22 protein-coding genes are annotated in these 25,999 nt (G+C 65.4%); 15 read left to right on the plus strand and 7 right to left on the minus strand.

Going from position 1 to position 25,999, the window contains the following annotated elements:
- Positions 1-8: 8 nt before the first annotated feature.
- From PY310_RS09830 to pdxS, 3 genes are all read left to right on the plus strand, one after another.
- Positions 9-596 carry an HIT family protein gene (locus tag PY310_RS09830; protein ID WP_275214310.1) on the plus strand — a complete coding sequence of 196 codons (588 nt, stop codon included), beginning with the start codon at positions 9-11 and terminating at the stop codon, positions 594-596.
- Positions 586-1,209, plus strand: coding sequence for a phosphatidylinositol phosphate synthase (gene pgsA, locus PY310_RS09835; RefSeq protein WP_275214202.1), 624 nt, complete (start codon positions 586-588; stop codon positions 1,207-1,209). Before PY310_RS09830 ends, pgsA begins: the two co-directional genes overlap by 11 nt.
- A 152-nt stretch (positions 1,210-1,361) precedes the next feature.
- Positions 1,362-2,288 carry a pyridoxal 5'-phosphate synthase lyase subunit PdxS gene (pdxS, locus tag PY310_RS09840; RefSeq protein ID WP_275214203.1) on the plus strand — a complete coding sequence of 309 codons (927 nt, stop codon included), beginning with the start codon at positions 1,362-1,364 and terminating at the stop codon, positions 2,286-2,288.
- A 219-nt stretch (positions 2,289-2,507) separates the two neighbouring features.
- Here pdxS and PY310_RS09845 read toward each other — a convergent pair whose 3' ends face one another.
- Positions 2,508-4,520, minus strand: a complete 2,013-nt coding sequence (locus PY310_RS09845) for a M3 family metallopeptidase (RefSeq protein WP_275214204.1) — start codon at positions 4,518-4,520, stop codon at positions 2,508-2,510.
- An 83-nt stretch (positions 4,521-4,603) separates the two neighbouring features.
- Here PY310_RS09845 and PY310_RS09850 point away from each other — a divergent pair, with 83 nt between their 5' ends.
- Complete coding sequence (locus PY310_RS09850; protein WP_275214205.1) at positions 4,604-5,995, plus strand: ferredoxin reductase family protein; 1,392 nt, start codon at positions 4,604-4,606, stop codon at positions 5,993-5,995.
- Positions 5,996-6,032: 37 nt separating this feature from the next.
- Here PY310_RS09850 and PY310_RS09855 read toward each other — a convergent pair whose 3' ends face one another.
- Positions 6,033-6,785 (minus strand): type 1 glutamine amidotransferase, encoded by a 753-nt coding sequence (locus PY310_RS09855; protein WP_275214206.1) that lies wholly within the window; start codon positions 6,783-6,785, stop codon positions 6,033-6,035.
- Complete coding sequence (locus PY310_RS09860) at positions 6,782-8,074, minus strand: Mur ligase family protein (RefSeq protein ID WP_275214207.1); 1,293 nt, start codon at positions 8,072-8,074, stop codon at positions 6,782-6,784. Before PY310_RS09860 ends, PY310_RS09855 begins: the two co-directional genes overlap by 4 nt.
- 91 nt (positions 8,075-8,165) lie before the next feature.
- Here PY310_RS09860 and pdxT point away from each other — a divergent pair, with 91 nt between their 5' ends.
- From pdxT to PY310_RS09905, 9 genes are all read left to right on the plus strand, one after another.
- Positions 8,166-8,876, plus strand: a complete 711-nt coding sequence (gene pdxT, locus PY310_RS09865; RefSeq protein ID WP_275214208.1) for a pyridoxal 5'-phosphate synthase glutaminase subunit PdxT — start codon at positions 8,166-8,168, stop codon at positions 8,874-8,876.
- A 3-nt stretch (positions 8,877-8,879) separates the two neighbouring features.
- Positions 8,880-9,635: a YebC/PmpR family DNA-binding transcriptional regulator gene (locus PY310_RS09870; protein ID WP_275214209.1), complete on the plus strand. Its 756-nt coding sequence runs from the start codon at positions 8,880-8,882 to the stop codon at positions 9,633-9,635.
- Between the two features lie 35 nt (positions 9,636-9,670).
- On the plus strand, positions 9,671-10,249 hold the full coding sequence (gene ruvC / locus PY310_RS09875) for a crossover junction endodeoxyribonuclease RuvC (RefSeq protein WP_275214210.1): 579 nt from the start codon (positions 9,671-9,673) through the stop codon (positions 10,247-10,249).
- Positions 10,250-10,339: 90 nt separating this feature from the next.
- Positions 10,340-10,984 (plus strand): Holliday junction branch migration protein RuvA, encoded by a 645-nt coding sequence (gene ruvA, locus PY310_RS09880; protein ID WP_275214211.1) that lies wholly within the window; start codon positions 10,340-10,342, stop codon positions 10,982-10,984.
- Entirely contained in the window at positions 10,977-12,062 is a 1,086-nt protein-coding gene (gene ruvB, locus PY310_RS09885; RefSeq protein WP_275214212.1) for a Holliday junction branch migration DNA helicase RuvB, read from the plus strand. The genes ruvA and ruvB overlap by 8 nt, the downstream gene beginning before the upstream one ends.
- A 187-nt stretch (positions 12,063-12,249) precedes the next feature.
- Complete coding sequence (gene yajC, locus PY310_RS09890) at positions 12,250-12,642, plus strand: preprotein translocase subunit YajC (protein ID WP_275214213.1); 393 nt, start codon at positions 12,250-12,252, stop codon at positions 12,640-12,642.
- A gap of 110 nt (positions 12,643-12,752) precedes the next feature.
- Positions 12,753-14,510: a protein translocase subunit SecD gene (gene secD / locus PY310_RS09895; RefSeq protein WP_275214214.1), complete on the plus strand. Its 1,758-nt coding sequence runs from the start codon at positions 12,753-12,755 to the stop codon at positions 14,508-14,510.
- Positions 14,510-15,529: a protein translocase subunit SecF gene (gene secF / locus PY310_RS09900; RefSeq protein ID WP_275214215.1), complete on the plus strand. Its 1,020-nt coding sequence runs from the start codon at positions 14,510-14,512 to the stop codon at positions 15,527-15,529. Before secD ends, secF begins: the two co-directional genes overlap by 1 nt.
- 136 nt (positions 15,530-15,665) lie before the next feature.
- A complete protein-coding gene (locus PY310_RS09905; RefSeq protein WP_275214216.1) occupies positions 15,666-18,059 on the plus strand; it encodes a RelA/SpoT family protein in 2,394 nt (797 codons plus the stop codon).
- Here the strand turns inward: PY310_RS09905 and PY310_RS09910 are convergent.
- From PY310_RS09910 to PY310_RS09920, 3 genes are all read right to left on the minus strand, one after another.
- Positions 17,940-18,626 carry a type IV toxin-antitoxin system AbiEi family antitoxin gene (locus PY310_RS09910; RefSeq protein ID WP_275214217.1) on the minus strand — a complete coding sequence of 229 codons (687 nt, stop codon included), beginning with the start codon at positions 18,624-18,626 and terminating at the stop codon, positions 17,940-17,942. The two genes, PY310_RS09905 and PY310_RS09910, sit on opposite strands and share 120 nt — an antisense overlap.
- 99 nt (positions 18,627-18,725) lie before the next feature.
- Positions 18,726-20,342: a DUF349 domain-containing protein gene (locus tag PY310_RS09915; RefSeq protein ID WP_275214218.1), complete on the minus strand. Its 1,617-nt coding sequence runs from the start codon at positions 20,340-20,342 to the stop codon at positions 18,726-18,728.
- A 66-nt stretch (positions 20,343-20,408) separates the two neighbouring features.
- Positions 20,409-21,215 (minus strand): peptidylprolyl isomerase, encoded by an 807-nt coding sequence (locus PY310_RS09920; RefSeq protein ID WP_275214219.1) that lies wholly within the window; start codon positions 21,213-21,215, stop codon positions 20,409-20,411.
- A 232-nt stretch (positions 21,216-21,447) separates the two neighbouring features.
- Between PY310_RS09920 and hisS the strand changes: the two genes are divergently transcribed.
- On the plus strand, positions 21,448-22,821 hold the full coding sequence (hisS, locus tag PY310_RS09925; protein ID WP_275214220.1) for a histidine--tRNA ligase: 1,374 nt from the start codon (positions 21,448-21,450) through the stop codon (positions 22,819-22,821).
- Between the two features lie 10 nt (positions 22,822-22,831).
- Here the strand turns inward: hisS and PY310_RS09930 are convergent, their stop codons facing one another.
- Entirely contained in the window at positions 22,832-24,097 is a 1,266-nt protein-coding gene (locus PY310_RS09930) for an APC family permease (protein WP_275214221.1), read from the minus strand.
- A 110-nt stretch (positions 24,098-24,207) separates the two neighbouring features.
- On the opposite strand from PY310_RS09930, the gene aspS reads away from it, so the two are divergent.
- Entirely contained in the window at positions 24,208-25,995 is a 1,788-nt protein-coding gene (aspS, locus tag PY310_RS09935) for an aspartate--tRNA ligase (RefSeq protein ID WP_275214222.1), read from the plus strand.
- Positions 25,996-25,999 lie beyond the last annotated feature (4 nt).

Below are 25,999 nucleotides of genomic sequence, written 5' to 3' on the forward strand. Positions count from 1 at the left end.
TGAATACGGTGCAGGAGAACACAGGCGCGGGTTATCCAGGGGATGCCGGCGTGACCGATGACTTTGATCTCGCGGGTGTTCCGGACGCATTCCAGCGCCTGTGGACTCCCCACCGGATGGCTTACATCAAGGGCGGCCAACACCAGTTCAAGAACGAAAACGACTGCCCCTTCTGCCTGGGCCCGGGCCGGACTGATGAGGAAGCCCTCATTGTCCACCGGGGCAAGACCTGCTACGTGGTCCTGAACCTGTTTCCCTACAACCCGGGCCACCTCCTGGTCTGTCCCTACCGTCACGTCCCGGACTACACGGACCTCACGGTGGAAGAGACTGCGGAGTTTGCCGAAATTACCCAGACGGCCATGCGGGTGCTCCGCAAAGTGTCCAACCCGGGTGGCTTCAACCTCGGCATGAACCAGGGCGTGGTGGGCGGCGCAGGCATCGCAGGCCACCTGCATCAGCACATTGTTCCGCGGTGGGGCGGGGACGGGAACTTCTTCCCCATCATTGCCCAGACCAAGGCTATTACCCAGACCCTTGACGAGGTCCGCCGGCTGGTCGCCGAGGCCTGGCCCGGGGAGACGGATGCTGAATAGGTACGCGCGGGGCTTCTTCACCGCACTGTTCACCCCGCTTGCCCGCTGGCTCCTGAAGATTGGAGTTTCGGCTGATGCGGTCACGGTCATCGGCACTGCAGGCGTCGTGATCGGTGCCCTGGTCTTCTACCCTTTGGGCCAGCTTTGGTGGGGAACCCTGTTCATTACGGCGTTCATCTTCTCGGACGTACTCGATGGCATCATGGCGCGCATGCGGGACACCGGGGGACGCTGGGGCAACTTCCTGGACTCCACGCTGGACCGGATCGCGGACGGGGCCCTGTTTGCGGGCGTCGCCATCTGGTTCTTTACCGGGGGAGCGGACCACGCAATTGCGGTCGCAGCCATGGTCTGTCTCGTTTTGGGCATGGTGGTGTCGTACGCGCGTTCCAAGGCGGAGTCGTTGGGTTTCACGGCCAACGTCGGCATAGCCGAACGTGCCGAAAGGCTGGTTTCGGTGCTGGTTGTCACCGGATTCACTGGTTTGGGTCTGCCGCCGGTGGTTCTTCTGGTGACGCTCGGGCTGCTGGCACTGGCCAGCCTCATCACCATCTGCCAGCGCATATCCACCGTCCACCGGCAGGCATTCGCGGAGTCCGCGGCTTCGGATTAAGCCCTGATTAAGGCCAATTAAGCCCGCCGCCTGCCGGGGGACTAGTATTGGCAATGCCCGGTCAATGGATCCGGCAACCCGGCGCGTGTCCTCCCGGCTCCTTGCCGCCCTCACGTCCGGCGAAGATCGTCTATCTACCCATAGGGGTTTTTGTGTCTACACCTGATGTAAGCAGCGAAGCCGGTTCGTCCGCGAACAGCGTCACGGGCAGCAACCGCGTCAAGCGCGGCATGGCAGAGATGCTCAAGGGCGGCGTCATTATGGACGTCGTTAATGTCGAACAGGCCCGCATCGCCGAAGATGCCGGTGCCGTTGCAGTGATGGCGCTGGAACGTGTTCCGGCCGACATCCGCGCCCAGGGCGGCGTGTCCCGCATGTCCGATCCGGACATGATCGACAAGATCATCGACGCCGTGTCCGTCCCGGTCATGGCCAAGGCCCGGATCGGCCACTTCGTCGAGGCCCAGGTCCTGCAGTCCCTTGGGGTGGACTACATCGACGAGTCCGAGGTCCTGACCCCGGCCGACTATGTCCACCACATCGACAAGTGGAACTTCAAGGTTCCCTTCGTCTGCGGCGCCACCAACCTTGGTGAGGCACTGCGCCGCATCAACGAAGGCGCGGCCATGATCCGCTCCAAGGGCGAAGCAGGCACCGGCGACGTCTCCAACGCCACCGGCCACATGCGCCAGATCCGCTCCGAGATCGCCAAGCTTGCCGCCCTGCCCGAGGACGAGCTCTACGTCGCCGCCAAGGAACTGCAGGCCCCGTACGAACTGGTCAAGGAAGTTGCCGCCGCCGGCAAGCTTCCCGTGGTGCTGTTCACCGCCGGCGGCATCGCCACCCCGGCTGACGCTGCCATGATGATGCAGCTCGGCGCTGACGGCGTGTTCGTCGGCTCCGGCATCTTCAAATCCGGCAACCCCGCCCAGCGCGCCGCCGCCGTGGTCAAGGCCACCACCTTCTTCGACGACCCCGACGTCATCGCCAAGGCCTCCCGCGGCCTGGGCGAAGCCATGGTGGGCATCAACGTCGAAGAGATCCCGCAGCCGCACCGCCTGGCCGAGCGCGGCTGGTAACTCGCGCCTTTGGTGCGGCTGGAGGCGCCGGACGGCGTCATCCTCGGCGCGCTATTCCCCGCGCGTTGTGGGTAGTTGAGTAGCGGCTTCCGGCGCGGGGCCCCTTTTACGCGCGCTGCCGGATCACACCGCCCCTCGCCTTGCGCACCTTATGCACGACGGCGGGTGGTCGCCTTTTCGAAGGCGGCCACCCGCCGTCGTTCTTTTTAGGGGGGGGGGTTACTCGAGGCCGCGGCGCTTCAGTAGGGGGTCCAGGCGGGCTTCGCGGCCCCTGAGGATCCGGAAGGATTCCAGCGGGTCGCGGCTGTTCCCGCGGGACAACAGCTCCCGGCGGAACAGTTCACCGTTGCTCCGGTTCAGGCCGCCGTGCTCGGTGAACCAGTCAACCGTTTCCGCGTCCAGCACCTCACTCCAGATGTAGGAATAGTAGCCCGCAGCATACCCGTCACCGGCGAAGATGTGCTGGAAGTAGCCGGTGCGGTAGCGCGGTGGAATGAGGGCGTGCGCCACCCCGGCTGCAGCCAACGACTTGGCCTCGAAGGCCACGACGTCGTCCGGGACGTCGGCCCCGTCCAGCACGTGCCACGCCAGGTCCAACAGCGCGGCACCCAGGTACTCCGTGGTCGCGAAGCCCTCGCCCCAGAGCCGCGCCTCATTGAGCCGGTCCACAACGTCCTGGGCGAGCGGCTCGCCTGTTGCGTGGTGCCGGGCGTAATTGGCCAGCACGTCGGGCCAGAGGATCCACATCTCGTTGACCTGCGAAGGGTATTCCACGAAGTCCCTGGGAACCGCTGTGCCGGAGAACCGCGGATACGTCACGTTGGAAAACAGGCCGTGAAGGGCGTGTCCGAACTCGTGGAACGTGGTGCGAAGCTCGTCCAGCGTCAGGAGCGTGGGCTCGCCTTCCGGCGGTTTGGAGATGTTGAGGTTGTTGATGACTACCGGCCGGGTGCCCAGCAGGGCTGACTGGTCCACGACCGAGTTCATCCATGCCCCGCCCCGTTTGGACTCGCGTGTGTAGTAGTCACCCAGGAAAAGCCCGAGCCCGGTTCCGTCCGGGTTCCGGACTTCCCACACCCGGACGTCCGGGTGGTAACCCGCCAGGTCGTCGCGTTCATGGAAGGTGACACCGTAGATGGCTGTGGCAGCAAAGAACACTCCGTCGCGGAGGACCCGGTCCAGCTCGAAATAGGGCCGGAGCGCCTGTTCGTCCACGGCATACTTTTCGCGGCGGACTTTGGCGGAGTAGAACGCCCAGTCCCACGCCTCCAGCGGATGCCCTGCGATCTCTGCCAGGGCCGCAGCCTCGGCATCGGCATTGCGGACAGCTGCAGGCGCCAGCCGGTTCACCATGGCCTGGACAGCCTCAAAATCCGGGGCCGTCTGGCGGTCAACCACAAGTTCGGCATAGTTCGCAAAACCAAGAAGCACGGCCTTTTCAGCGCGGAGCCTGGCCATTGCCGTGACCAGGTCCAGGACGTCGGTGCTGCCGCCGCCACTGCCACGGCCGGTGGAGGCCTCAAACAGCCGACGTCGGACGTCCCGGTTTTCGAGGGCAGCCATGGCGGGCTGGTTGCTGGGCTGGATCAGGGTCAGCAGGTATTTGCCGTCGTGACCGGCGGTGCGGGCGGCCTCGGCCGCGCTGGCGATATCGTCCGCCGGCAGCCCGGCCAGTTCCGCTGCGCTGTCCAGCAGCAGAGCCGCGGACTTCATCCCCTCCTTGACCCGCTGCCCGAACTCGGTGCCCAGGGCGGACAGTTCAGCATTGATTCCCTTGAGCCGGTCCTGACCGGGCTCATCGAGCTGGATCCCGGATTGGCGGAACTCCTTCAGGTACTCCTCTACCAGCCGGACAGCCTCAGGATCGAGGCCGGAGGTGTCGATCGCCGCGAACCGGTCGAACAAGGCGCGGTTGAGGTAGACCTCATCCTGGTGGGCGGAGAGCCGGGGCGAAAGTTCGGTCTCCAGGGCCCGGATGTCCTCGGACGCGTCGGCGGAAACGAGGGTAAAGAAAGCGGCAGCCGCCCGCTGGAGCAACTGGCCGGCCCCTTCCATGGCCACGGCAGTGTTCCCGAAGGTCGCCGCTGCAGGGTTGTCCACGATCGCCTGGATTTCGGCCAGATGTTCTGCCAGGCCGGCGGACACGGCCTCTGCGTAATCGGACGGTGCGAGGTGGGAAAATGGCGGCAGTCCGTAGGGCAGCGCGCTCGGGCTGAGAAGGGGATTCGTCATCACGCTAACCTTTCACACCGGCCTGGGCTTCTCAATGCACGGCTTGCCGGTTATGGGTGCCTGCCGACCCTAGAATGGCGCCTATGGGTAACAACCACGCCAGTGCGCCGGGCGACCCTTTGCCCGGAGAGCGAAGGCGCACGGCTTTCCTGGGCATGCCGTTACGGCTGTTGGGCCCCCTGGCAATCGGGCTGTTCGCAGTTGGCTATGGTGCGCTCTGGGTGCTTGAACGCCCGGCGGGGGAGCCCTGGCCGCGCCATGTGGGCCAGCTGTTCGGCGGGGAATCCATCCTGCTGATGTCCATCGCGCTGGTGCTGATCAGTACCCTGCCACACGTTGAGCGCATCTTTGGCGGCATCGACTATGCCGCCATCTGGCACCGAAGGCTCGCCGTTGCCGGGGCGGTGCTTTTGCTGCCTCACGTGGAACTGGCCTCCAACCCGGAAGCCACCAGCCTGGGCAAAACGCTGGCGGTCCCGGCCGCGCTGGGGCTGGCCGCCATGATCGTCTGGGCCATCCTGCCGCGTTGGCGCTCCATGCTGCCCGGGGTCGTCCACGGGGCTGTGCTGCGCACCCGCAACACCTGGCCCGTGCAGTTGGTGGCCCGGGTCCTCGGCGGCTACGAGCGGTGGCGCGGCTTTCACCGGTTGACCGGTCTGTTTGTAGCCGCCGGCTTCCTTCACGGGCTGCTGGATGCCACCGCCTTCGAATCGACGCCGGTGCTGCGCTGGAGCTATGTGCTGATCGGCGGCGTCGGACTGGCGTTTTACGCCTACCGTGAAGTGTTGGCCCGGCACTTCCTGCCGCATCACGACTACCAGGTGCGGGAGGTCAGAACCGTGGCCCCCGGCTTGGTGGATGTCCACCTCAAGCCGCTGGGAAAACCGCTGGTGTTCAGGCCGGGCCAGTTCGCCATGATCTATCTGGAAACGAAGGACGGCTGGCAGCGGCATCCGTTCTCGATTTCCGGTGCGCCTGGCGGCGAGGATATCCGTATCACGGTAAAGGCGCTCGGAGACCACACGGCCAAGCTCCCGGATGTGGTCCAGCCTGGCATGCCCGCCGTGGTCAGTGGCCCCTATGGCAGGTTTGACCGCCGGGCCGGGACCGCGCGCCAGGTGTGGATCGCCGGCGGTGTCGGCATTACGCCGTTCCTGAGCTGGCTTCGGTCCCTGGATGATGAGCTCGGGCAAACCGTCGATTTCTTCGTCACCTCAGCGGGCCCTTCGCCCTTCGCCGATGAGATCCACCGGATCGCGAAGCACCATCCCCGGCTGACAGTGCACCTGATTGACACCAGCACGGACGGCCGGTTAACGCCGGACCGGGTGCTTGCCGCCGTTGACGCTGATCCGCAGGAGCTCTCGGTGTTCATGGGTGGCCCGGACCGGATGCTCCGTCAGTTCCGCAGGGCGCTGCGTGCTTCCGGCGTCCGCGCCGCCAACATCCACCGGGAGTACTTCCACTGGCGATGAGCCAGTGGCTCCGCCCTCAACCGGCGGCCGCCACCGGTCAGCGCGGGCGGCGCGCAGCGTGCTCGCGGGCCAGCACAGCGAAGCGGTCGTCAGGGGTGCCGGGCTCGAAGGTGCCGAACTTGCGCTCCGCCGCCGTCCGGATGAGGAAGTCGGCGATGGCTGGATTCTTGGGCAGCAGCGAACCGTGCAGGTAGCTGGCCACCACGTTTTTGTACCGGGCGCCCTCGTGACCGTCGCTGCTGTTGTTGCCGGTTCCCTTTGCCGTGGTCCCCAATGGCCGCACGCCGGGTCCCAGCGTGGTTTGCCCGCTGTGGTTCTCGTAGCCCAGGATCTCGCCGAACTCGTCCGAGTCGACCCTGACGTTGCCGATCAGGCGTTCGTCCGTACCGTGGGTCTCCACGTCCAGGATGCCGATGCCCGGAATGATTGTTCCGAGGTGGGTCTTGAAGAAACGGCCGAAGAGCTGGTACAGCCCGCAGATCACCAGCATGGGCGAGCCGTCCTCGGCCAGATCCTTCAGGAGCGGGCCGCGTGACTGAAGGTCGTCCTGGATGATCAGCTGGCCGCTGTCCTGCCCGCCGCCGCCGAGAATGAGGTCCACCTCGGCGGGGAAGTCGTCGCCGACGTTGTATTCGAGCAGTTCAGGGGTATAACCGTGCCAGCTGATGCGGCGCTTCAGGACCAGGGCGTTGCCCCAGTCGCCGTAGATGTTCATGTCCCGCGGGTAGAGCTGGAGGACCCGGAGGGCGCCTTTGCTGCCCGGTCCGGAGCCGGTTTTTTCAGCGGTCATGAGACCACCTCCACTGTGGTGATTTTGGACAGCTCGCGGCGGATGGCCAGCATGGCTGTGTAGGTGCAGAAGATCCGCTTCGGTTTGTCCTTGCCCGCGCGGATGAAGGCTGCCAGGGCGGGCGCGATGTCCGTCTGGACGGCGCCGATCCTGACCTCGTCGTACTGCAGCCGCAGGGCCATGTCGTACGCGCGGGACCCGGTCAGCTGGTCCACGCCGTCCTCGCGGAGGGAATCGAATTCCACATCCCAAAGCCAGGACATGTCGCGGCCGTCGGCGTAATTGTCGTTGATGGCGATCATGGTGGCGTAACCCGCCGCGGGGAAGGATTTCAGGCCGAGCCGGAAGCCGCTGGGGTTCTTGACCAGCACCAGGTCCAGGGGCTGGCCGTCCACGGTGAGGCTTTCCCCGCGGCCGAAGGCCGGCTCAACCTGGGACAGGGCCGTGAGCAGCGTCGCGTGGTTGGCGGTCGCGGCGCCCGCGCCGCAGATGCTGCGCGCCAGGACGAGCGCGGCTGCGGCATTAAAAATGTTGTAGACGCCGCGGAGCTTCATCGCGGTGGTAACGGTGCCGCCGTCGTACTCAAAATCCGCGGTGTCCGGCCCTACCTTGCGGAGTACGACGTCGGCGTGCGGCTTCTGCGGGAGGGCTGCGGGAGCGGGGCTTCCCGGCGCCGCGCGCATGTCATCGTCATTGGGGAAAGTGCTGAGGAGGGAATCGTCCAGGCCGAAGTACCGGACCTCCTGGCCGTTGAGGGTGTCCGCAATGCGGGCCACGCGGGGATCCTCGCGGTTGAGGACAACCGTGCCGGTGGTTTTTGCCGCAATGTGCTGCAGGAGCTGGGCTGTCTTGTCGATTTCGCCGAAACGGTCCAGCTGATCGCGCAGCACATTGAGCAGGAGGCTGTAACGGGGCGGGACGCGGTTGACGAAATGCACGGCGTGGGCTTCATCGAGTTCCAGGACGGCGACGTCGGCCTTGAGCCGGCCGCGCCAGTCCACCTCGCCGAGCAGGGCCGCCGCCACGCCGCGGGTGAAGTTGCTGCCGGTGCGGTTGGTGAAGACCTTCAGGCCCTGGCTCTCGAGGAGCTCAACCACCATCTTGGTGGTGGTGGTTTTGCCGTTGGTTCCGCTCACCACAGCCACACCGTGGGGGAGCGTGGCGAGGGTCCGCTGCATAAAGCCGGGATCGATTTTTTCGACCACCAGGCCGGGCAGGGCGGACCCGCCGCCCCGGAGCCGGGACACCCGGCGGACGAGTTTGCCGAGCGGAACGCTGATGTAAAGCATGCTCTGTAATATATCCCAGCAGCGGCATAGAACCCTGCGCCGGGGCAGCCCCGCTCCCGGGTGCGCGCCGTCGGCGCACTATGCTGAGGGGATGACAAACCCCCCTTTTGCCGCTGACCCACGCCTGGGCGCGGGGCTGCGGATCGGCGTGCTGGCGCTCCAGGGTGACTTCCGCGAGCACCTTCGGGCCGTCGAGGCATCGGGCGCAGCAGGCGTGGGAGTCCGCAGGCCCAAAGAACTGGACGGCCTGGACGGCCTCATCATTCCCGGCGGCGAATCCACCGCCATCGATAAGCTGGCGCGCGCCTTCGACCTCGCAGAACCGTTGAAGGACTGCATCCGCGCCGGCCTGCCGGTCTACGGCTCCTGTGCCGGCATGATCCTCCTTGCTGACGACATCGCCGATCCTGCCACCGACCTGGCCGGCTCTCCGCAGCAGACGTTCGGCGGCCTGGACATTACGGTGCGCCGTAACGCTTTCGGCCGGCAGCGCGAATCCTTCGAAACGGACCTCGATTTCAAGGGCCTGGATTTCAGCGCCACCGAGTCCGGTGTGGCCCCCGTGCACGCGGTGTTCATCCGCGGTCCCTGGGTGGAGCGCGTCGGCGCGGGCGTGGAGGTCCTCGCCCAGGTGGAACCGGCCGACCTTGAACACGCGTCCCACGCGGCGGGCCTGCCCGGGACAGCTAGAATTGTTGCAGTGCGTTCCGGCCACCTGCTGGCCACCTCCTTCCACCCGGAAGTGACTGGGGAGAAACGCGTACATGAACTTTTTATCCGCATGATCAGAGGAGACGCGTAAAGCATGTCAGGACACTCCAAATGGGCAACAACCAAGCACAAAAAGGCCATCCTTGATAGCCGCCGTGCAAAATCGTTCGCCAAACTGATCAAGAACATCGAAGTAGCTGCCCGCATGGGCGGACCGGACCTGCAGGGCAACCCGGGCCTGGAACTGGCCGTCACCAAGGCCAAGAAGACCTCAGTCCCCGCCGACAACATTGACCGTGCCATCAAGCGCGGCGCCGGCCTGACCGGTGAAGTGGTGGACTACACCGAGATCATGTACGAATGCCGCGGCCCGCAGGGTTCAGCACTGCTCATCGAGTGCCTCACGGACAACAAGAACCGCGCTGCCTCCGAAGTCCGGCTGGCCATTTCCCGGAACGGCGGCACCATCGCCGATCCCGGTTCGGTCAGCTACCTCTTCAGCCGCAAGGGCGTGGTCTCGCTGCCGAAGAAGGAGCTCACGGAGGACGATGTCCTGATGGCCGTCCTCGATGCAGGCGCCGAGGAAGTCAAGGACAACGGCGACACGTTCGAAATCCACTCGGAACCCACAGACCTCCAGGCCGTCCGCGACGCCCTCACAGAGGCCGGCATCGAGTACGACACGGATGAAGCCGAGTTTGTGCCCTCGATGGTGGTGCCGCTGGACCTGGAAGCCGCCAAGAAGTTCATGAAGCTGGTTGACGCCCTGGAAGAGCTCGACGACGTCCAGAACGTCTACAGCAACGCCGACCTCAGCGACGAAGTCCAGGCCGCCCTGGAATCAGAGTGAACCAGCGCCTTGCAGCCTAGGGCGGTTGGGGGAGCGTGACCCTCCGCGTACTCGGCGTTGACCCCGGGCTCACCCGCTGCGGCATCGGTGTGGTGGACGTCGAGCGGAACAGGCGCGCCACCATGGTGGCCGTCGGCGTGGTGGGAACCTCCCCCGAGGAAACCCTCGACCAACGGCTTCTGGTCATTGCCCTGGCGATCGACGAGTGGCTGGACCGGTACGAACCCCAGGTGCTCGCCGTCGAACGCGTCTTTTCCCAGCTGAACGTCAGCACGGTGATGGGTGTGGCACAGGCGTCCGGCGTGGTGATCACTGCCGCCGCCCGGCGGGGGATCCCGGTGGCGCTGCACACGCCGTCGGAGGTCAAGGCCGCTGTTACCGGCAGCGGCACCTCCAACAAGGACGCGGTCACCAAGCTCGTCACCAAGATCCTGCGGCTCGATGCGCCCCCGCGTCCCGCCGACGCCGCGGACGCCCTGGCGTTGGCCATTACGCATGCGTGGCGTGCCGGCAGCGGGGCAGCGGTGGCCACCACCGGCCCGGGCAGCCTGTCCCTGACCCCGGCCCAGCGCGCGTGGGCCGATGCCGAGGCGAAGGCGCGCCGCGCACGCTGAATGTCCGCAGCCCTTGCTAGGGTATTCGTAGATATGTTCGGATAGCCGGTGGTTCCATCAAGGGCCCGGCAGTACACCAGGAGCCCGGCTTTGATCAGTTTCCTTCGCGGGACCGTTGCGCACGTTGGCCTTTCCACAGCAGTGATCGACCTCAACGGCGCCGGTATGAGCGTCAACGCCACCCCCCAGACGCTCAGCGGCCTCCGCACCGGGGAAGAAGGCAAACTCTTCACCTCGCTGATTGTCCGGGAGGACTCGCTGACGCTCTTTGGGTTTGCCTCCGACGATGAGCGGGAAGTTTTTGACGTCCTGCTCAGCGTCAGCGGCGTGGGGCCACGGCTGGCCCTGGCCGTGTTGGCGGTCCATGAGCCCGAAGCCATCCGGGTGGCCGCCCACACCGGGGACAGCAAGACGTTCACCAAGGTGCCGGGTATCGGGCCCAAGGTGGCAGGCCGGATTGTCCTGGAGCTCGCCGGCAAGCTGGTGCCGCACGGCACAGCCGGAGCCGCCGCCCCGGCCACGGCGGCGGAAGCGGCCTGGAAGCCTCAAGTGGTGGCGGCCATGACCAGCCTGGGCTGGTCGGAAAAGGACGCGACGGCAAGCATTGACAAGGCCCTCGCGGACGAGCCGGAAGTCTCATTCCGGGGCAACGTTGCCGAAATCCTGCGGACCACCCTCCGCTGGCTTGGACAGGACGGCGCGCGGGCCGGCAACCGCGTAGGCAGCCGTGGCTGAGCCGTCAGTGGTGGCAGCGGGGGAGGAGCCTGAGGAGCGCGCCATTGAGGCCGCCCTCCGGCCCAAGAACCTGGATGATTTTGTGGGCCAGCACCGCGTCCGCAAGCAGCTCTCCCTGGTCCTGCAGGCCTCAAGGATGCGCGGCCGCAGCGCCGACCATGTGCTTTTCTCCGGTCCTCCCGGCCTGGGAAAGACCACCCTGGCCATGATCGTGGCGTCCGAAATGAACGCGCCGTTGCGGATCAGCAGCGGCCCCGCCATCCAACACGCCGGGGACCTCGCCGCCATCCTTTCTTCCCTGTCCGAAGGCGAAGTCCTCTTCCTGGACGAGATCCACCGCATGTCCCGGCCCGCCGAAGAGATGCTGTACATGGCCATGGAAGATTTCCGGGTGGACATTGTGGTGGGCAAGGGCGCCGGCGCCACCGCCATCCCGCTGGAGCTGCCGCCGTTCACCCTGGTGGGTGCCACAACCCGAGCCGGTCTCCTGCCGGGTCCGCTGCGGGACAGATTCGGATTCACCGGCCACCTGGAGTTCTACAGTGTGGCCGAACTGGAACTGGTGCTCCGGCGTTCGGCCGGGCTGCTGGACCTCAAAGTCAACTCCGCCGGGTTCAGCGAAATCGCGGGCCGTTCCCGGGGTACACCGCGTATCGCCAACCGCCTCCTCCGCCGGGTGCGGGACTGGGCCCTGGTGCACGGCATTGACCAGATCGACGCCCGTGCGGCGTCCGCCGCGCTGGACATGTACGAAGTGGACAAACGCGGCCTGGACCGGCTGGACCGGGCAGTTCTTGAGGCACTCATCACCAAATTCGGTGGCGGCCCGGTAGGTCTTTCCACCCTGGCCATTGCCGTGGGGGAAGAAACCGAGACCGTGGAAACGGTGGCCGAGCCGTTCCTGGTCCGCGAAGGCCTTCTGGGCCGGACGCCCCGGGGCCGCATCGCCATGGCGCCGGCCTGGACGCACCTTGGATATGCGGTGCCGGCCGGTGTGTTCGGACAGGAACCCCTGGACCTGTTCGAAATAGACCCCGACGACAGCGAAGCAACACCTGATTGGGCGCCGAACAGCTAAGAGGCCGTCCTTTCAGCTTTTCCCTTTAGACTGGTATGAAACCCGGCACGTTCGGGGTCTTTGTTCCCGCCGGCGGCTCCGAGGGGCCGTTGCCCGGCCAGCACGAACATCTGCATGGCGGAACGAAGCGGACGCAGCCACACATCAGACACGCCAGTACAGAACGGAAACCTTCCCTGTGGATCCCATGAACATCGTCTTGTTTGCAATGCTCGGAATCTTTATCTTCATGATGTTCCGCCGCAACAAGAAGACCAAGGAGCAGCAGGCCACGCTGCAGTCCCAGTTCGCGCCGGGTGTTGAGGTCATGACGAGCTTTGGCCTCTTCGGCCGCATCGTGTCCATGGACGACGCCGAGAACAAAGTGGTGCTGGAGCTTTCCCCCGGGAACCTCGCAACAGTTCACCGCCAGGCCGTCACCAAGATCGTTGAACCCGCCGTTGCTGCTGACGAAGAGCCCACCCTGGTCCCCAACGACGCGTCCTCGCTCACTTCCCAGGATCTTGGTACCCCCGCAACGTCCGAAACGCCCGAAGAGACCCTGAAGCGCCTCAACGATGAGGGCAAGAAGGACAGCTAGCGCCCGCTGCCGCATCAGGCTCCACAACACCTCTACGGCCGCGGACTGCCGCCGGTGAGAGCAATTGGCTCACACCGGCGGTTCCTCCGTACATAAGAGAAAGATCGACAATGGCACGAACTGGCCCCAAAAATGCAGGCCTGCGGGTCCTGGTGTGGCTCGGCGTAATCCTCGCCGTCCTGACCGCTGTCCTGGCCGGCGGCACCCTCGCCGGTCAGGCAAGCTGGGCACCCAAGCTGGCACTCGACCTCGAGGGCGGCACCCAGATGATCCTGGCGCCGAAGGTTGAGGGCGGTTCGGACATCAACGAAGAGCAGCTCAACCAGGCCGTGGCGATTATTCGCCAGCGGGTGGACGGCTCCGGTGTGGCTGAAGCCGAAATCAGCACGCAGTCCGGGCGCAACGTCGTGGTGAGCCTGCCAGGTACTCCCACGAAGGAGACCCGCGACCTGATCCAGGCCTCCGCGGACATGAACTTCCGCCCGGTGCTGCTTAACGGTGACGGTGCGGCTGTACCCACGGAGTCGCTGACGCCCGAGGATCAGCTGCCCAAGCCGACGGCGGCACCGGCCAACAGCAGTGATACCAACTGGATCACGCCTGAGGTTTACCGGCAGTTTGAAACCCTCGACTGCAACAAGCCGCCCGCGGAAAAGCCGGCCGCCTCCGATCCCACCAAGCCGCTGGTCACGTGCGAGCCCGCCACGGCAACCACTCCGGCGATCAAGTACATCCTGGGCCCGGTCGAGGTCAAGGGCCGCAACATCGTGACTTCATCCTTCCAGTTGCAGCAGGGCTCCCAGGGCGCAGTGACCAACCAGTGGGCCGTCAATATCCAGTTCGACAGCGAAGGCACCGCCAAGTTCAAGGAGGTCACCGAACGCCTGAACCAGTTCTACGTGGCCGCCGGGGGCGAGTCCGGCAACGATCCGAAGGCCCAGTTCGCCATCGTCCTGGACGACAAAGTGATCTCGGCACCGAGGTCGCTGGCGGTCATTACCGATGGACGGCCCCAGATCACCGGTAATTTCAACGAAAAGACGGCCAAGGCCCTCTCCGATCAGCTCCGCTTCGGCGCGCTGCCCATCAGCTTTGAAATCCAGAGCGACCAGCAGATCTCCGCCACCCTCGGCGGGGAGCAGCTGCGGATGGGCCTCCTCGCCGGCGTCATCGGCCTGCTCCTCGTGGTGGTCTACTCCCTGTTCCAGTACAGGGCCCTGGGCTTTGTCACCATTGCGTCGTTGGTGGTTGCGGGTGCCCTGACCTATCTGGCCATTGCCATCCTGGGCTGGACTGAAAACTACCGCCTGTCCCTCGCCGGTGTGGCCGGCATCATCGTGGCCATCGGCCAGACCGCCGACTCGTTCATCGTTTACTTCGAACGCATCCGCGATGAGCTTCGCGAAGGCCGTGGCCTGGTCTCGGCTGTGGAGAACGGCTGGAAGCGTGCCAAACGGACGGTCCTCGCCTCCAAGGCCGTGAACCTGCTCGCCGCCCTGGTGCTCTACTTCGTGGCCGTCGGCAACGTCCGGGGCTTCGCGTTCACCCTTGGTCTGACAGCCATTGCGGACCTCATCGTGGTCTTTATGTTCACCCACCCGACGCTGCAGCTGCTGGCGCGGACCAGGTTCTTCGGGGAAGGCCACCGGTTCTCCGGCCTCGACCCGAAGCGCCTTGGTGCCGTTCCGCTGTACCGCGGTGCCGGCCGACTGCGCACGCCTGAGGTCAAACCGGCAGTAGTCCGGGCCAAGAACACCGGTGCCGCTGCCGAAGCTGAACGGCGCATGACCATCGCGGAACGCCGCCTCGCGGAAAAGCAGGAGCAGCTGACAGGCTCCTCCAAGAGCGCAGCCAAGGAGAACAAGTAATGTCCAGCTTTGCCACTTTCGGTAACGAGCTCTACACGGGCAAGCGGTCCTACAACTTCGTGGGCGCCAAGAAGATCTGGTTCCTCATCGCCATGGCGGCCGTGGCGCTGTCTATCGTGATTCCCGTGGTCAAGGGCGGATTCAACCTCGGCATCGAGTTCCGGGGCGGTTCCGAGTTCACGGTCTCCAACGTCAAGGATACGAACTCCGCACTCGGGGAAAACGTCGTTCAGGACGTAGTGGCCGGCAGCGTGCCGCGCGTCGCGAACGTCGCAGGGACCACCATGCGGATCCAGACTGACAAGCTCAGCGACGACGAGACGCTCAGGATCAAGGAAGGCCTCGCCTCCGCCTACGGGGTTACTGATAATGAAGTGACCTCGACCTTCATCGGTCCGACGTGGGGCGCGGATGTCACCAAACAGGCGCTGATGGGGTTGCTCGTCTTCGTGGGCCTGGCAGCCGTGCTCATGGCACTGTACTTCCGGACGTGGAAGATGTCGGTGTCCGCACTGACCGCCATGCTGGTGACCATGTTCATTACCGCGGGGGTGTACGCCCTTAGTGACTTTGAGGTGACACCGTCAGCCATCATCGGGTTCCTGACGGTGCTCAGCTACTCGCTGTACGACACCGTGGTGGTCTTCGACAAGATCAGGGAAAACACCGCGGACATCAACGCGTCCACGCGCCGGACCTTTGCCGAGGAGGTCAACCTCGCCGTGAACCAGACCCTGGTCCGCTCCATCAACACCATGATGGTGGCCATCCTCCCGGTGGGTGCCATCCTGTTCATCGGAGCCGGACTCCTCGGTGCAGGCACCCTGCGTGACCTGTCGCTGGCATTGTTCGTCGGTATTTTGATTGGAACGGCCGCCACCATCTTTGTGGCGGCGCCCATGTATGCCTGGCTGCGCCAGGGCGAACCCGACCTGGTCAAGCAGGCCAGGAAAGTCGAAAGCCGTCGGGCTGAAAACGCTGCCCGGTCGGAAGAATCGGCAGCGCCCGCAGGGGCCTGACCGCACGCACCTCAAGGGACCGGCCGGCGTCGGAATTTCCACGCCGGCCGGTCCGTTCGCATTTAACCACCGGTTACGGAAGTGAACCGACGGAGGAATAGACTGGGTGTTTAAACAGGTCGTAAGGGGTGCTTCATTGGAAGAACGTTCGGCATCGGTGCCAACAGCAGGTGAGGACCAGGGCCCCGGCCAGGGTGTTCAGGCCGGGCCTGCAGTTTCCGCACGCCCCGGCCCGGTTGTACCGGTCGACAATTCCGGAGCCAGGCCCACTTTCCCGGGCCGGCGCGAGCGGACGCGATCCAGGCTGGCCAGGCTCACCGGCCGCAGCGCCACCACGTATTCTCCGATCCTCGAACCGTTGCTGCGGACGGTCCGGGCCAACAACCCGAAGGAAGACTTCGACCTCATCCAGCGCGCATTCGACGTTGCGGAAAAGAGCCACCGCGGGCAGAAACGCAAGAGCGGTGATCCGTACATCACCCACCCCGTTGCCGTGGCCACCATCCTGGCTGAACTGGGCCTCAGCGGCACTACCCTGGCTGCCGCCCTGCTCCATGACACCGTCGAAGACACGGAATATACGCTGACGGACCTCAAGAAGGACTTCGGTCCGGAGGTTGCCATGCTGGTGGACGGGGTGACCAAGCTGGACAAGGTCAGCTTCGGTGAAGCTGCCCAGTCCGAGACCGTCCGGAAAATGGTCGTGGCCATGGCGAAGGACATCCGGGTCCTGATGATCAAGCTTGCTGACCGCCTCCACAATGCCCGGACGTGGCGCTTCGTCTCCGCCGAATCGTCGGCCCGGAAAGCCCGGGAAACGCTGGAGATCTTTGCGCCCCTGGCCCACCGGCTCGGCATGAACACCATCAAGTGGGAGCTTGAGGACCTGTCCTTCGCTGCCCTTTATCCGAAGGTCTATGAAGAGATCGTCAGGATGGTGGGGGACCGTACGCCTGAGCGGGAAAAGAGCCTGGGAGTTATTCGGGACCAGATTACCGAGGACCTCCGTGCCGCCAAGATCAAAGCCACCATCACCGGCCGGCCCAAGCACTATTACTCGATCTACCAGAAGATGGTGGTCCGGGACAAGGATTTCGACGATATCAACGACCTCATGGGCGTACGCGTCCTGGTTTATTCCGTGCGGGACTGCTATGCAGCCCTGGGCACCATGCATTCGCGCTGGAATCCTTTGCCGGGGCGGTTCAAAGACTACATAGCCATGCCCAAGTTCAACATGTACCAGTCACTGCACACCACGGTGATCGGTCCGGGCGGCAAACCCGTCGAGATCCAGATCCGCACGCACGAGATGCACCGGCGGGCGGAATACGGCGTCGCCGCGCACTGGAAGTACAAGGATCAGCCCAACCGGACGGCCGTGGGCCCGGGCAGCCCCCGCGATGGCGACATGGGCTGGCTGCGGTCCCTGGTTGACTGGCAGCAGGAAACCTCGGATCCGGGGGAGTTCCTGGATTCCCTGCGGTTTGAGATCAACGCCCGCGAGGTGTTTGTGTTCACGCCCAAGGGTGAGGTGATGGCGCTGCCCGCCGGCTCCACCCCTGTGGACTTTGCCTACGCCGTCCACACGGAAGTGGGGCACCGGACCATCGGCGCCCGTGTCAACGGCAAACTGGTGCCGCTGAACAGCGAACTGAACCACGGCGACTGGGTGGAGATCTTCACCTCCAAGGCCGAGGGTGCCGGGCCCAGCCAGGATTGGCAGCACTTCGTTAAGAGTGCCCGCGCCCGGAACAAGATCCGGCAGTGGTTCAGCAAGGAACGCCGTGAAGAGGCGATCGACCGCGGCAAGGAGCTCCTTACCCGGGCCATGAGGAAACAGAACCTGCCGCTGCAGCGGCTGATGACCCACGAGGCCCTCGCTGCGGTGGCCGCGGACTTCAAGTACGTGGACATTTCAGGCCTGTACGCCGGCGTGGGCGACGGCCACACCTCGGCCCAGTCGGTGATGGAGAGGCTTGTTGAAAGTCTCGGCGGCAACGAGAGCACTGACGACGACATCACCGAAGTCAGCATCCCCACGCAGGTCACCAAGACCAAGTTTTCAGATTCCGGTGTGGTGGTCCGCGGCGTCGGTGATGTGTGGGTGAAGCTGGCCCGCTGTTGTACGCCTGTTCCGCCGGATCCGATCCTGGGCTTCGTCACCAGGGGCTCCGGTGTGTCCGTGCACCGGACGGACTGCACCAATATCTCCGACCTCAAAGACCAGCCGGACAGGATCGTGGATGTTGACTGGGCTCCAACGCAGTCGAGCGTATTCCTCGTCGAGATCCAGGTGGAGGCACTGGACCGGAAGTCCCTCCTCTCGGACGTGACGCGCGTACTTTCCGAGAACCACGTCAATATCCTGGCCGCCAGCGTCAACACATCCAGTGACCGTGTGGCCATCTCACGGTTCGCGTTCGAGATGGGTGACCCCAAGTACCTCAGCCACGTCCTCAGCGCCGTCCGACGCATCGACGGAGTGTTCGACGTCTACCGGACCACCGGCAACAAGCGCCGGAGCTAAGAGCGCGAGTTTCTCCAAGGCGGCCCTTTTGTGCGGGACCCTTGGCGTGGCTTCGATGGCCAGGACCAGCAGGCGCAGCCGGACGTCCTGCTCGGGGCGGGCCAGCAGTCCCGCAAGGGCGGGCACGGCCCGGTGCGCCTCGACGTGCAGCGCGATGTCCACGGCGGTCCGGAGCGGGCTGGAGACCATGAGACCGCCGATGCTGACCACGTCAAAGGGGCCAAGCCTGACTTCATGGAGCGTGCAGCCCCGGGTGCTGCGGAGGCTGGAAATGCGCCTTGTGGCATCCACCAGCAACGCCAGCTTGTCCGGTTCCTCGGCGCAACCGTAGATCCAGGCAGCCGTCATCCTGCCCGCCACCACCCGTTGCCGCACCTGTGCGGGCACGGCATTGGCGGCCGCCCGGGCCCTCAGCTGGGCCGAGACCTGAAGATCGGGCAATGCGTAGCCATGCTGATGGAACCGTGTCAGGACACCGTCAGCTGCGAGGGCCTGGAGTTCGGGCCAGCTGAAGGGCCGCCCCGGCGAGTAGAGGTCGGGGTGTTGGGGAGGTGACGGGGTGGCCATCCACCCATCCTGCCGCGTCGCCGGTTAAACGGCACAGGCCCGGTGCCGGTTATGTGGATAACCGGTCCCGGGCCTGTGCGGCCGCCAGCTGGGTGCGTGTTAGGCCAGCTCGCTGGCGGAACGCTGGATCTGGTCAAGCCAGGCCTGCCGCGCCTCCAGGGCTTCCCGTGCGGCCTTGATCTTTCGCTCGTCGCCGGCCTTCTCCGCTTTCTGCAGATCGTCCTGGAGCCCGGCAATGGCGGCCTCCAGCTGCGAGAGGGCGCTGTTGGTGCGGGCCTTCGTCTCCGGGTTGGAGCGCTGCCAGTTTTCCTCTTCGGCGTGGCGGACGGCGTCCTCCACCTTGCGAAGCCCGGCTTCGATCCGCCCCATGTCGGCGCGGGGAACCTTGCCTGCTTCTTCCCAGCGGTCCCGGACGGACTGAAGGGCCTTCTTGGCGGCAGCGAGGTCCTTGACCGGCAGGATGGCGTTGGCCTCGGTCAGGAGTTCTTCCTTCACCGTGAGGTTGGCCGCATACTCCTGGTCGATCTCTTCGTTGGCTGCCTGCCGGGAAGTGAAGAAGACGTCCTGGGCGGCGCGGAAACGGGCCCACAGGGCGTCGTCGTCTTTGCGGCTTGCCCGCGGGGAGGCCTTCCATTCGTCCATGAGCCGGCGGTACTCGCCGGCGGCGAAGCCCCAGTCGGTGGAGGAAGACAATGCCTCGGCCTCGGCAATGAGCTTTTCCTTGGCCGATTTAGCGGCCGAATTGGTGCTGTCCAGCTGGGAGAAGTATGCGCGGCGGTGACGGTCGAATACCGTCCGTGCGGCACGGAACCGCTTCCAAAGGGCGTCTTCGTTGCTGCGGCCAAGACGGACACCGCTCTTCTGGGCTGCCTTCCAGCTTTCAAAGAGTTCATTCATCCGTGCGCTGGACGTCTTCCACTGGATCTGGGCAGGATCCTGGCCGGAGATTTCCTCCGCTTCGGAGACGATTGCCTCACGGGCGGCGAGTTCGGCGGCGCGGACGGCGTCGTGCTCTGCCTTCTCCGCTTTTTCGAGCTCGGTGATCTGCGCCGACACGGCATCGAGGCGCGCTTCGGCTGACCGGAGGTCGCCCACCATGTTGCGCTCGGCCAGCTGCTCGCGAAGATGGGTCACCGTCTTTTGCATGTCAGTGCTGGGCGCCTTGGAGCTGACGCGCTGCTCCAGGAGCAGCACCTGCGCCACAATGTCGTCATATTTCCGCGCGAAGTACGCGAGGGCTTCATCGTCGCTGACGTCCGGGTACTGGCCAACCGGGTGTTCCTCGCCATCGATGGTCAGGAACACGTGGCCATCACCTTCAACACGACCCCACCGGGCAGCTTCCGCCAGCGACGTGGCCGGAGCAACAGGGGCGGGAGTTGCGGCGGGTGCGGCGGCGGCCGGTTTCGGTCGCGCAGCGAAGGCTGCCGGTGACGGAGCGGGCCGCGGCGCAGGGGCTGCCGGCTGCGGGGCGTCGGGCGCGTCCTGCGCATCCGGGGCCACCTGGCTTTCCGGCGCGTCCTCCGCTTCAGGGCCGTCCTGGGCGTCCGTGGCCGCCGGGGTCGCGTCCTGGCCGGCCTCGGCCGGCGGAACAGTGGCGCGCTCGGCGACTGCTGCATCAGGTGTTGAAGGGTCAGCTACTGCCTGCTCGGCCCCGGGGGCCGTTGCCTCGGTCAGGTCTGTTGCTGTTTCGTCGGATTTCTGACTGTCTGTCACCGCTAAAAGTCTTTCGCTTGGAGGAAAATACTCACATACTGCACCGCAGCCGTGAGGCCGGGCTTCCTACTTCAGAGAAACCGAGTCTATCGTGACTGGTTCCACGGGCGCGCCGTCCATGTTGCTGCTGCCGGGAGTGATCCCCGCCGCTGCGATGCCGGACACAACATCCAGCCCGGACGTCACCTTGCCCACCACCGTATAACCGCCGGCAGTATCGGCTGGAATCACCGTGTCCTTGTAGACAATAAAGAACTGTGTGCCGTTGCCGTAAGCATTGTTGCCCGTCCTTGCCACGGCTATGGTGCCGGCCGGGTACAGGTTGTCAGCCGGGACATTTTCCAGCGGACCCCACGTGTAGTCGGGGTTCCCGCCGCCCTTGCCATCGGCCGAGCCGCACTGCAGGACGCCGAAGTTGTCCCCGGTGGTGAGGCGGTGGCAGGTCTTGCCGGTGAAGTAGCCTTCATCGCTGAGCGATTTGAATACGGCTGCCGCCTGCGGTGCCTTGGTGCCGTCAAGTTCGATGCCGAGTTTGCCGCGGTTCAGCGCCAGCTCGCCGGTGAACACTTTCCCGGCGGCCGTGTCCGTGGACGGGATGTTGGCCGCGTTGGTGGGCGGTGCGGACGTTGTGGGGGAGGCTGAGGGCGGGGTCAGTCCGGCTTCTGCTGCAGCAAACTCGTCTTCGGTCGGGTTGCCGGCGAAGACGGTGAACTGAAGGACGACGGCGAGGACCACGGCGGCGCCTGCCGCGCCGGCGGCGATGACATTGTCGCGTTTGCGCCGCGATTCCTGGTCCCGCCGCAGCTCGCGCTTGGCCTCCATCTGCTGGACACGCCGTTTGGCTTCGCGGGCACCGCGTGAACTGGCCGCCAAAGGTCCTCCTGTAAGTCGTTCTGCCGCCGGTTATAAAGGCCCGGGCGCAGTGGTGTGGCGGCAGCCTTCCGCGTCCACTGCCCGCGTATTAGAGATGCGGGCGGATGGCGCATAAACTGACTGCCGCACATAGTTTATGCATGAGTTGCTGGACAGCCGCCGTTCCTGGCCCGTTTCGGGTGGAATGCCGGGCGAGTCCCAGGCGCCTTTCATCAAGAGGAGAACATCCACCATGGCACGCACCGCCTCCCTGTCCGGATTCCCCGAGTGGCTTCCCGAGGAGCGGCTGGTGGAGCTGCACGTGCTGGACACCCTCCGCAGGGTTTTTGAGTTGCACGGCTTCGGGTCAATCGAGACCCGGGCCGTGGAGACTGTCGGCCAGTTGCTGCGCAAAGGTGAGATCGATAAAGAGGTTTACGGTCTCAGCCGGCTGCAGGACGACGAAGCCGACCCGGATTCCGCCAAGGCAAAATCCGATCCGCACGCACTGGCACTGCACTTTGACCTGACCGTGCCGTTTGCCCGCTACGTCGTCGAAAACGCCGGCTACCTGGCGTTCCCGTTCCGGCGCTACCAGATCCAGAAAGTGTGGCGCGGGGAGCGCCCGCAGGAAGGCCGGGCCCGGGAATTCACCCAGGCGGACATCGACGTGGTGGGCGACGGCGAGCTGCCCTTCCGGTACGACGTGGAAATCGCCCTGGTGATCGCCGAAGCGCTCAGCGCCCTTCCCATCCCGGACTTCCGCCTGCGCATCAACAACCGCAAGCTCGCCGAAGGCTTTTACCGCGGAATCGGCCTTGAAGACACCGCCGGGGTGCTCCGCAGCATCGACAAGCTGGAAAAGATCGGTCCTGCCCGGGTCGCTGAATTGCTGAAGACTGAACTCGGCGCATCGGACGAACAGGCGCAGCTCGCGTTGCAGCTGGCCGGAATCCGAACCGAGGACACCTCCTTTGTTGCCCAGGTCCAGGCCCTCGGCGTGACCAATGACCTGCTGGAGGAAGGCCTGAACGAACTGGAGCAGGTCATCGAGGCTGCCGTGCAGCGCGCACCGGGCAAGGTGGTGGCCGATCTCAGCATTGCCCGCGGCCTCGACTACTACACGGGCACCGTGGTGGAGACGGTCCTGGTAGGCCACGAGCAGCTCGGATCCATCTGTTCCGGCGGCCGCTACGATGCCCTGGCGAGCAAGGGCAACCGCAAGTTCCCCGGCGTCGGGCTCTCCATCGGCGTCACCCGGCTGGTGTCCCGCATCCTCAGCCAGGATCTGGCCAAAGCCTCCCGGTCCGTTCCCACGGCGGTGCTGGTGGCGCTCACGAACGATGAGAGCTGGGGCGCCGCCCAGGACGTGGCTGCCCAGCTCCGCAGCCGGGGCATCGCCACGGAAGTGGCGGCCAAGGCGGAAAAGTTCGGCAAGCAGATCAAGTTCGCTGACCGCCGCGGCATCCCCTTCGTCTGGTTCACCGATGACGAGGGCAACCACCAGGTCAAGGACATCCGCTCCGGCGAGCAAGTGGTTGCCTTTCCCGAAATCTGGTCGCCGCCGTCGGAAGATCTCACCGTTCAGGTGAGCACCACGGCCGCGGCGGTGCCTGCCCAGGCCTGACCGGCGCCGGCTAACGGCGCAGCCGGACCACCAGGAACCGGACAGCAACGCCGGCCGCAAGAACGGCAGCCATCCCCAGGACGGACGCCGGCGGCAGCGTGAAGGCGAGCAGCAGGCAGCCCCCGAAGCCGGCCACATTGAGCCACCTGGGTGCGTGGGGCGGGTGCTTCTCGAGGGTGAAGGCGGCGGCGTTGGTGACGGCATAGTAGATCAGCACGCCGAAGCTGGAGAAGCCAACCACAGTCATCACGTCAGTGGTCAGCAGAAGCAGAATCACGACGGCGGCCACGGCAAGTTCCGCCACGAACGGCACAGTATGCTGTCCGCCCACCTTCGCCAGTGCCGCCGGCAGATCCCGCTCGCGTGCCATGGCCAGGGTTGTCCGGCCCACGCCGGTGATGAGCGCCAACAGGGCGCCGAGGCTGGCGGCCGCCGCGCCGGCCTGAACCAGCGGTGCGCCCGCGGCGAGCCGCGAGTGGAGCACGGCGTCCAGAAGCGGCACATCGGTGGCGGCCAGCCGGCCGTCCGGCAGATGGTTCTGGAGCAGCAGCGCCAGTCCCAGGTAGATGACAAACGCGGCGCCCAATGCGGCGAGGATTGCGCGTGGGATGGTCCTGGCCGGATCCTTGACTTCCTCGCCCAGGGTGGCAATCCGGGCGTAACCGGCAAAGGCGAAGAACATCAGGCCCGCCGCAGGCAGCACACCTCCCAACCCGCCGGCGGCCGTCCCGCCTGCACCCGGGCCGCCGTCGGCTGCTCCCGCCCAGGTCGGGTGCGGGCCGACGAAAGCCGCTACGGCCACAAAGAGGAGAACGGCCACGACAAAGCACAGCAGGACCCGGGTGAGCAGTGCCGTGCGGGTAATCCCAAAGAGGTTCACAGCAGTCAGGGAAACCACGGCGGCTACGGCAACGGGCACGGCGTAATCCGGCGCCACATAGTGGCCGAACGTCAGTGCCATGGCAGCACAGGACGCGGATTTTCCGCTGACAAAGCCCCACCCCGCCAAGAAGCCCGGCCATTCGCCCAGCCGCTGCCGGCCGTAGACATAGGTGCCGCCGCTGGCCGGATACCGGGCCGCCAGTTCGGCGGACGCTACCGCATTGCAGTAGGCCACTGCAGCAGCGAGCAGGACAGCAAGAACCAGGAACTGACCGGCCAGGCCTGCAGCCGGGGAGAAGACCACAAAGACGCCGGCACCAAGCATGGAGCCGAGTCCGATGGAGGTGGCGTCGAACACGCCGAGCCTTCTCTGGAGCTGCCGGTGGGGGTTCATGGGGGAGCGGCGCCTTTCCAGCGGGTAAACTCAAACGGGATTGTTCCCGGAACGATCCTATGCATCTTTAAGTCTTAGTTTTCCTGCTGTCTCCTTCAGAAAGGCGTGCTGTGCTGCGCACACATGACCTCGGATCCCTTCGCTCCGAGCACATTGGACAAACCGTAACCCTGGCTGGCTGGGTTGGCCGCCGCCGCGATCACGGTGGGGTCGCATTCGTGGACTTGCGCGATGCGTCCGGCGTAGCCCAGGTTGTGGTCCGTGAAGAAGAGGTCTTCCACGGCCTGCGCAACGAATACGTCCTGCAGGTCACGGGCACCGTTTCCCAGCGTCCCGAGGGCAACGAGAACCCGGCCCTCGCCACCGGATCGATCGAGGTCATGGCGGACAAGGTGGTCATCCTCAACACCTCGGACCCGCTGCCGTTCCAGATCGACGAGCACGTCGAAGTGGGCGAGGAAGCACGCCTGAAGCACCGCTACCTTGACCTGCGCCGCCCTGGCCCCGCCCGCAACCTTCGCCTTCGCTCCGAGGCCAACCGGGTTGCCCGCGAGCTGCTCCACCAGGACGGCTTCGTCGAAATCGAGACTCCCACGCTGACGCGTTCGACGCCGGAAGGCGCCCGTGACTTCGTGGTCCCCGCGCGCCTGGCCCCGGGTTCCTGGTACGCCCTGCCGCAGTCCCCGCAGCTTTTCAAGCAGCTGCTGCAGGTGGGCGGCTTCGAGAAGTACTACCAGATCGCGCGCTGCTACCGCGATGAGGACTTCCGCGCCGACCGCCAGCCGGAATTCACCCAGCTGGACATCGAAGCCAGCTTCGTGGACCAGGACGACATCATTGCCATCGGCGAAAACATCGTCAAGGCACTGTGGAAACTGATCGACGTCGAGATCCCCACCCCCATCCAGCGCATCACCTATGCGGACGCGATGGCACGGTACGGTTCGGACAAGCCCGATCTTCGTTTTGGCGTGGAACTCACCGAACTCACCGAGTTCTTCAAGGACACCAACTTCGGCGTCTTCAAGGCCCCCTACGTTGGTGCCGTGGTGATGCCCGGTGGCGCCTCCCAGCCGCGCCGCACCCTTGACGGGTGGCAGGAGTTTGCCAAGCAGCGCGGCCACAAGGGCCTGGCCTACGTCCTCTTCAAGGAAGACGGCGAACTGGCAGGGCCCGTCGCCAAAAACCTGACCGACACCGAGCGGGCCGGCCTTGCGGACGCTGTTGGTGCCAAGCCCGGCGACTGCATCTTCTTTGCCGCCGGTGAGAAGTCCGCGGCCCGCGCCCTCCTCGGCGCTGCCCGTGTTGAGATCGGCCACCGCACCGGCCTGATCAACCCCGCGGACTGGGCCTTCTGCTGGGTTGTGGACGCGCCGATGTTCGAGCCGGCCGCCGCAGCGGTGGCATCCGGTGACGTGGCGGTTGGCGCGGGCAAGTGGACCGCAGTCCACCACGCCTTCACCTCGCCGAAGCCGGAATTCCTGGACACGTTCGACAAGGATCCGGAATCTGCCCTGTCCTACGCCTACGACATCGTCTGCAACGGCAACGAAATCGGCGGCGGCTCCATCCGTATCCACGAGCGCGATGTCCAGGAACGCGTCTTCGAATTGATGGGCCTGGACCGCGAGGACGCCCAGACCAAGTTCGGCTTCCTGCTCGAAGGCTTCAAGTTCGGCGCCCCTCCGCACGGCGGCATCGCTTTTGGCTGGGACCGGGTGGTTGCGCTCCTGGCAGGCGTGGAGTCCATCCGCGACGTCATCGCTTTCCCGAAGACCGGCAACGGCTACGATCCGCTCACCCAGGCTCCGGCGCCCATCACAGCGCAGCAGCGTAAGGAAGCCGGTGTGGACTTCAAGCCGCAGGCCAAGGCGGAAGAGCCCAAAAAGGGCGAGTAAATGT

The sequence above is a fragment of the Pseudarthrobacter naphthalenicus genome (assembly GCF_029076445.1).
In the GTDB taxonomy this organism is placed as follows: domain Bacteria; phylum Actinomycetota; class Actinomycetes; order Actinomycetales; family Micrococcaceae; genus Arthrobacter; species Arthrobacter naphthalenicus.

What these genes read in the sequence shown, in the direction of transcription:
- PY310_RS09845 (WP_275214204.1), bottom strand. Translation starts at nt 4,520, where the DNA reads ATGACGAATCCCCTTCTCAGCCCGAGCGCGCTGCCCTACGGACTGCCG.
- PY310_RS09870 (WP_275214209.1), top strand. Translation starts at nt 8,880, where the DNA reads ATGTCAGGACACTCCAAATGGGCAACAACCAAGCACAAAAAGGCCATC.
- pgsA (WP_275214202.1), top strand. Translation starts at nt 586, where the DNA reads ATGCTGAATAGGTACGCGCGGGGCTTCTTCACCGCACTGTTCACCCCG.
- PY310_RS09910 (WP_275214217.1), bottom strand. Translation starts at nt 18,626, where the DNA reads ATGGCCACCCCGTCACCTCCCCAACACCCCGACCTCTACTCGCCGGGG.
- PY310_RS09930 (WP_275214221.1), bottom strand. Translation starts at nt 24,097, where the DNA reads ATGAACCCCCACCGGCAGCTCCAGAGAAGGCTCGGCGTGTTCGACGCC.
- PY310_RS09850 (WP_275214205.1), top strand. Translation starts at nt 4,604, where the DNA reads ATGGGTAACAACCACGCCAGTGCGCCGGGCGACCCTTTGCCCGGAGAG.
- secF (WP_275214215.1), top strand. Translation starts at nt 14,510, where the DNA reads ATGTCCAGCTTTGCCACTTTCGGTAACGAGCTCTACACGGGCAAGCGG.
- PY310_RS09855 (WP_275214206.1), bottom strand. Translation starts at nt 6,785, where the DNA reads ATGACCGCTGAAAAAACCGGCTCCGGACCGGGCAGCAAAGGCGCCCTC.
- hisS (WP_275214220.1), top strand. Translation starts at nt 21,448, where the DNA reads ATGGCACGCACCGCCTCCCTGTCCGGATTCCCCGAGTGGCTTCCCGAG.
- secD (WP_275214214.1), top strand. Translation starts at nt 12,753, where the DNA reads ATGGCACGAACTGGCCCCAAAAATGCAGGCCTGCGGGTCCTGGTGTGG.
- PY310_RS09860 (WP_275214207.1), bottom strand. Translation starts at nt 8,074, where the DNA reads ATGCTTTACATCAGCGTTCCGCTCGGCAAACTCGTCCGCCGGGTGTCC.
- yajC (WP_275214213.1), top strand. Translation starts at nt 12,250, where the DNA reads ATGAACATCGTCTTGTTTGCAATGCTCGGAATCTTTATCTTCATGATG.
- pdxT (WP_275214208.1), top strand. Translation starts at nt 8,166, where the DNA reads ATGACAAACCCCCCTTTTGCCGCTGACCCACGCCTGGGCGCGGGGCTG.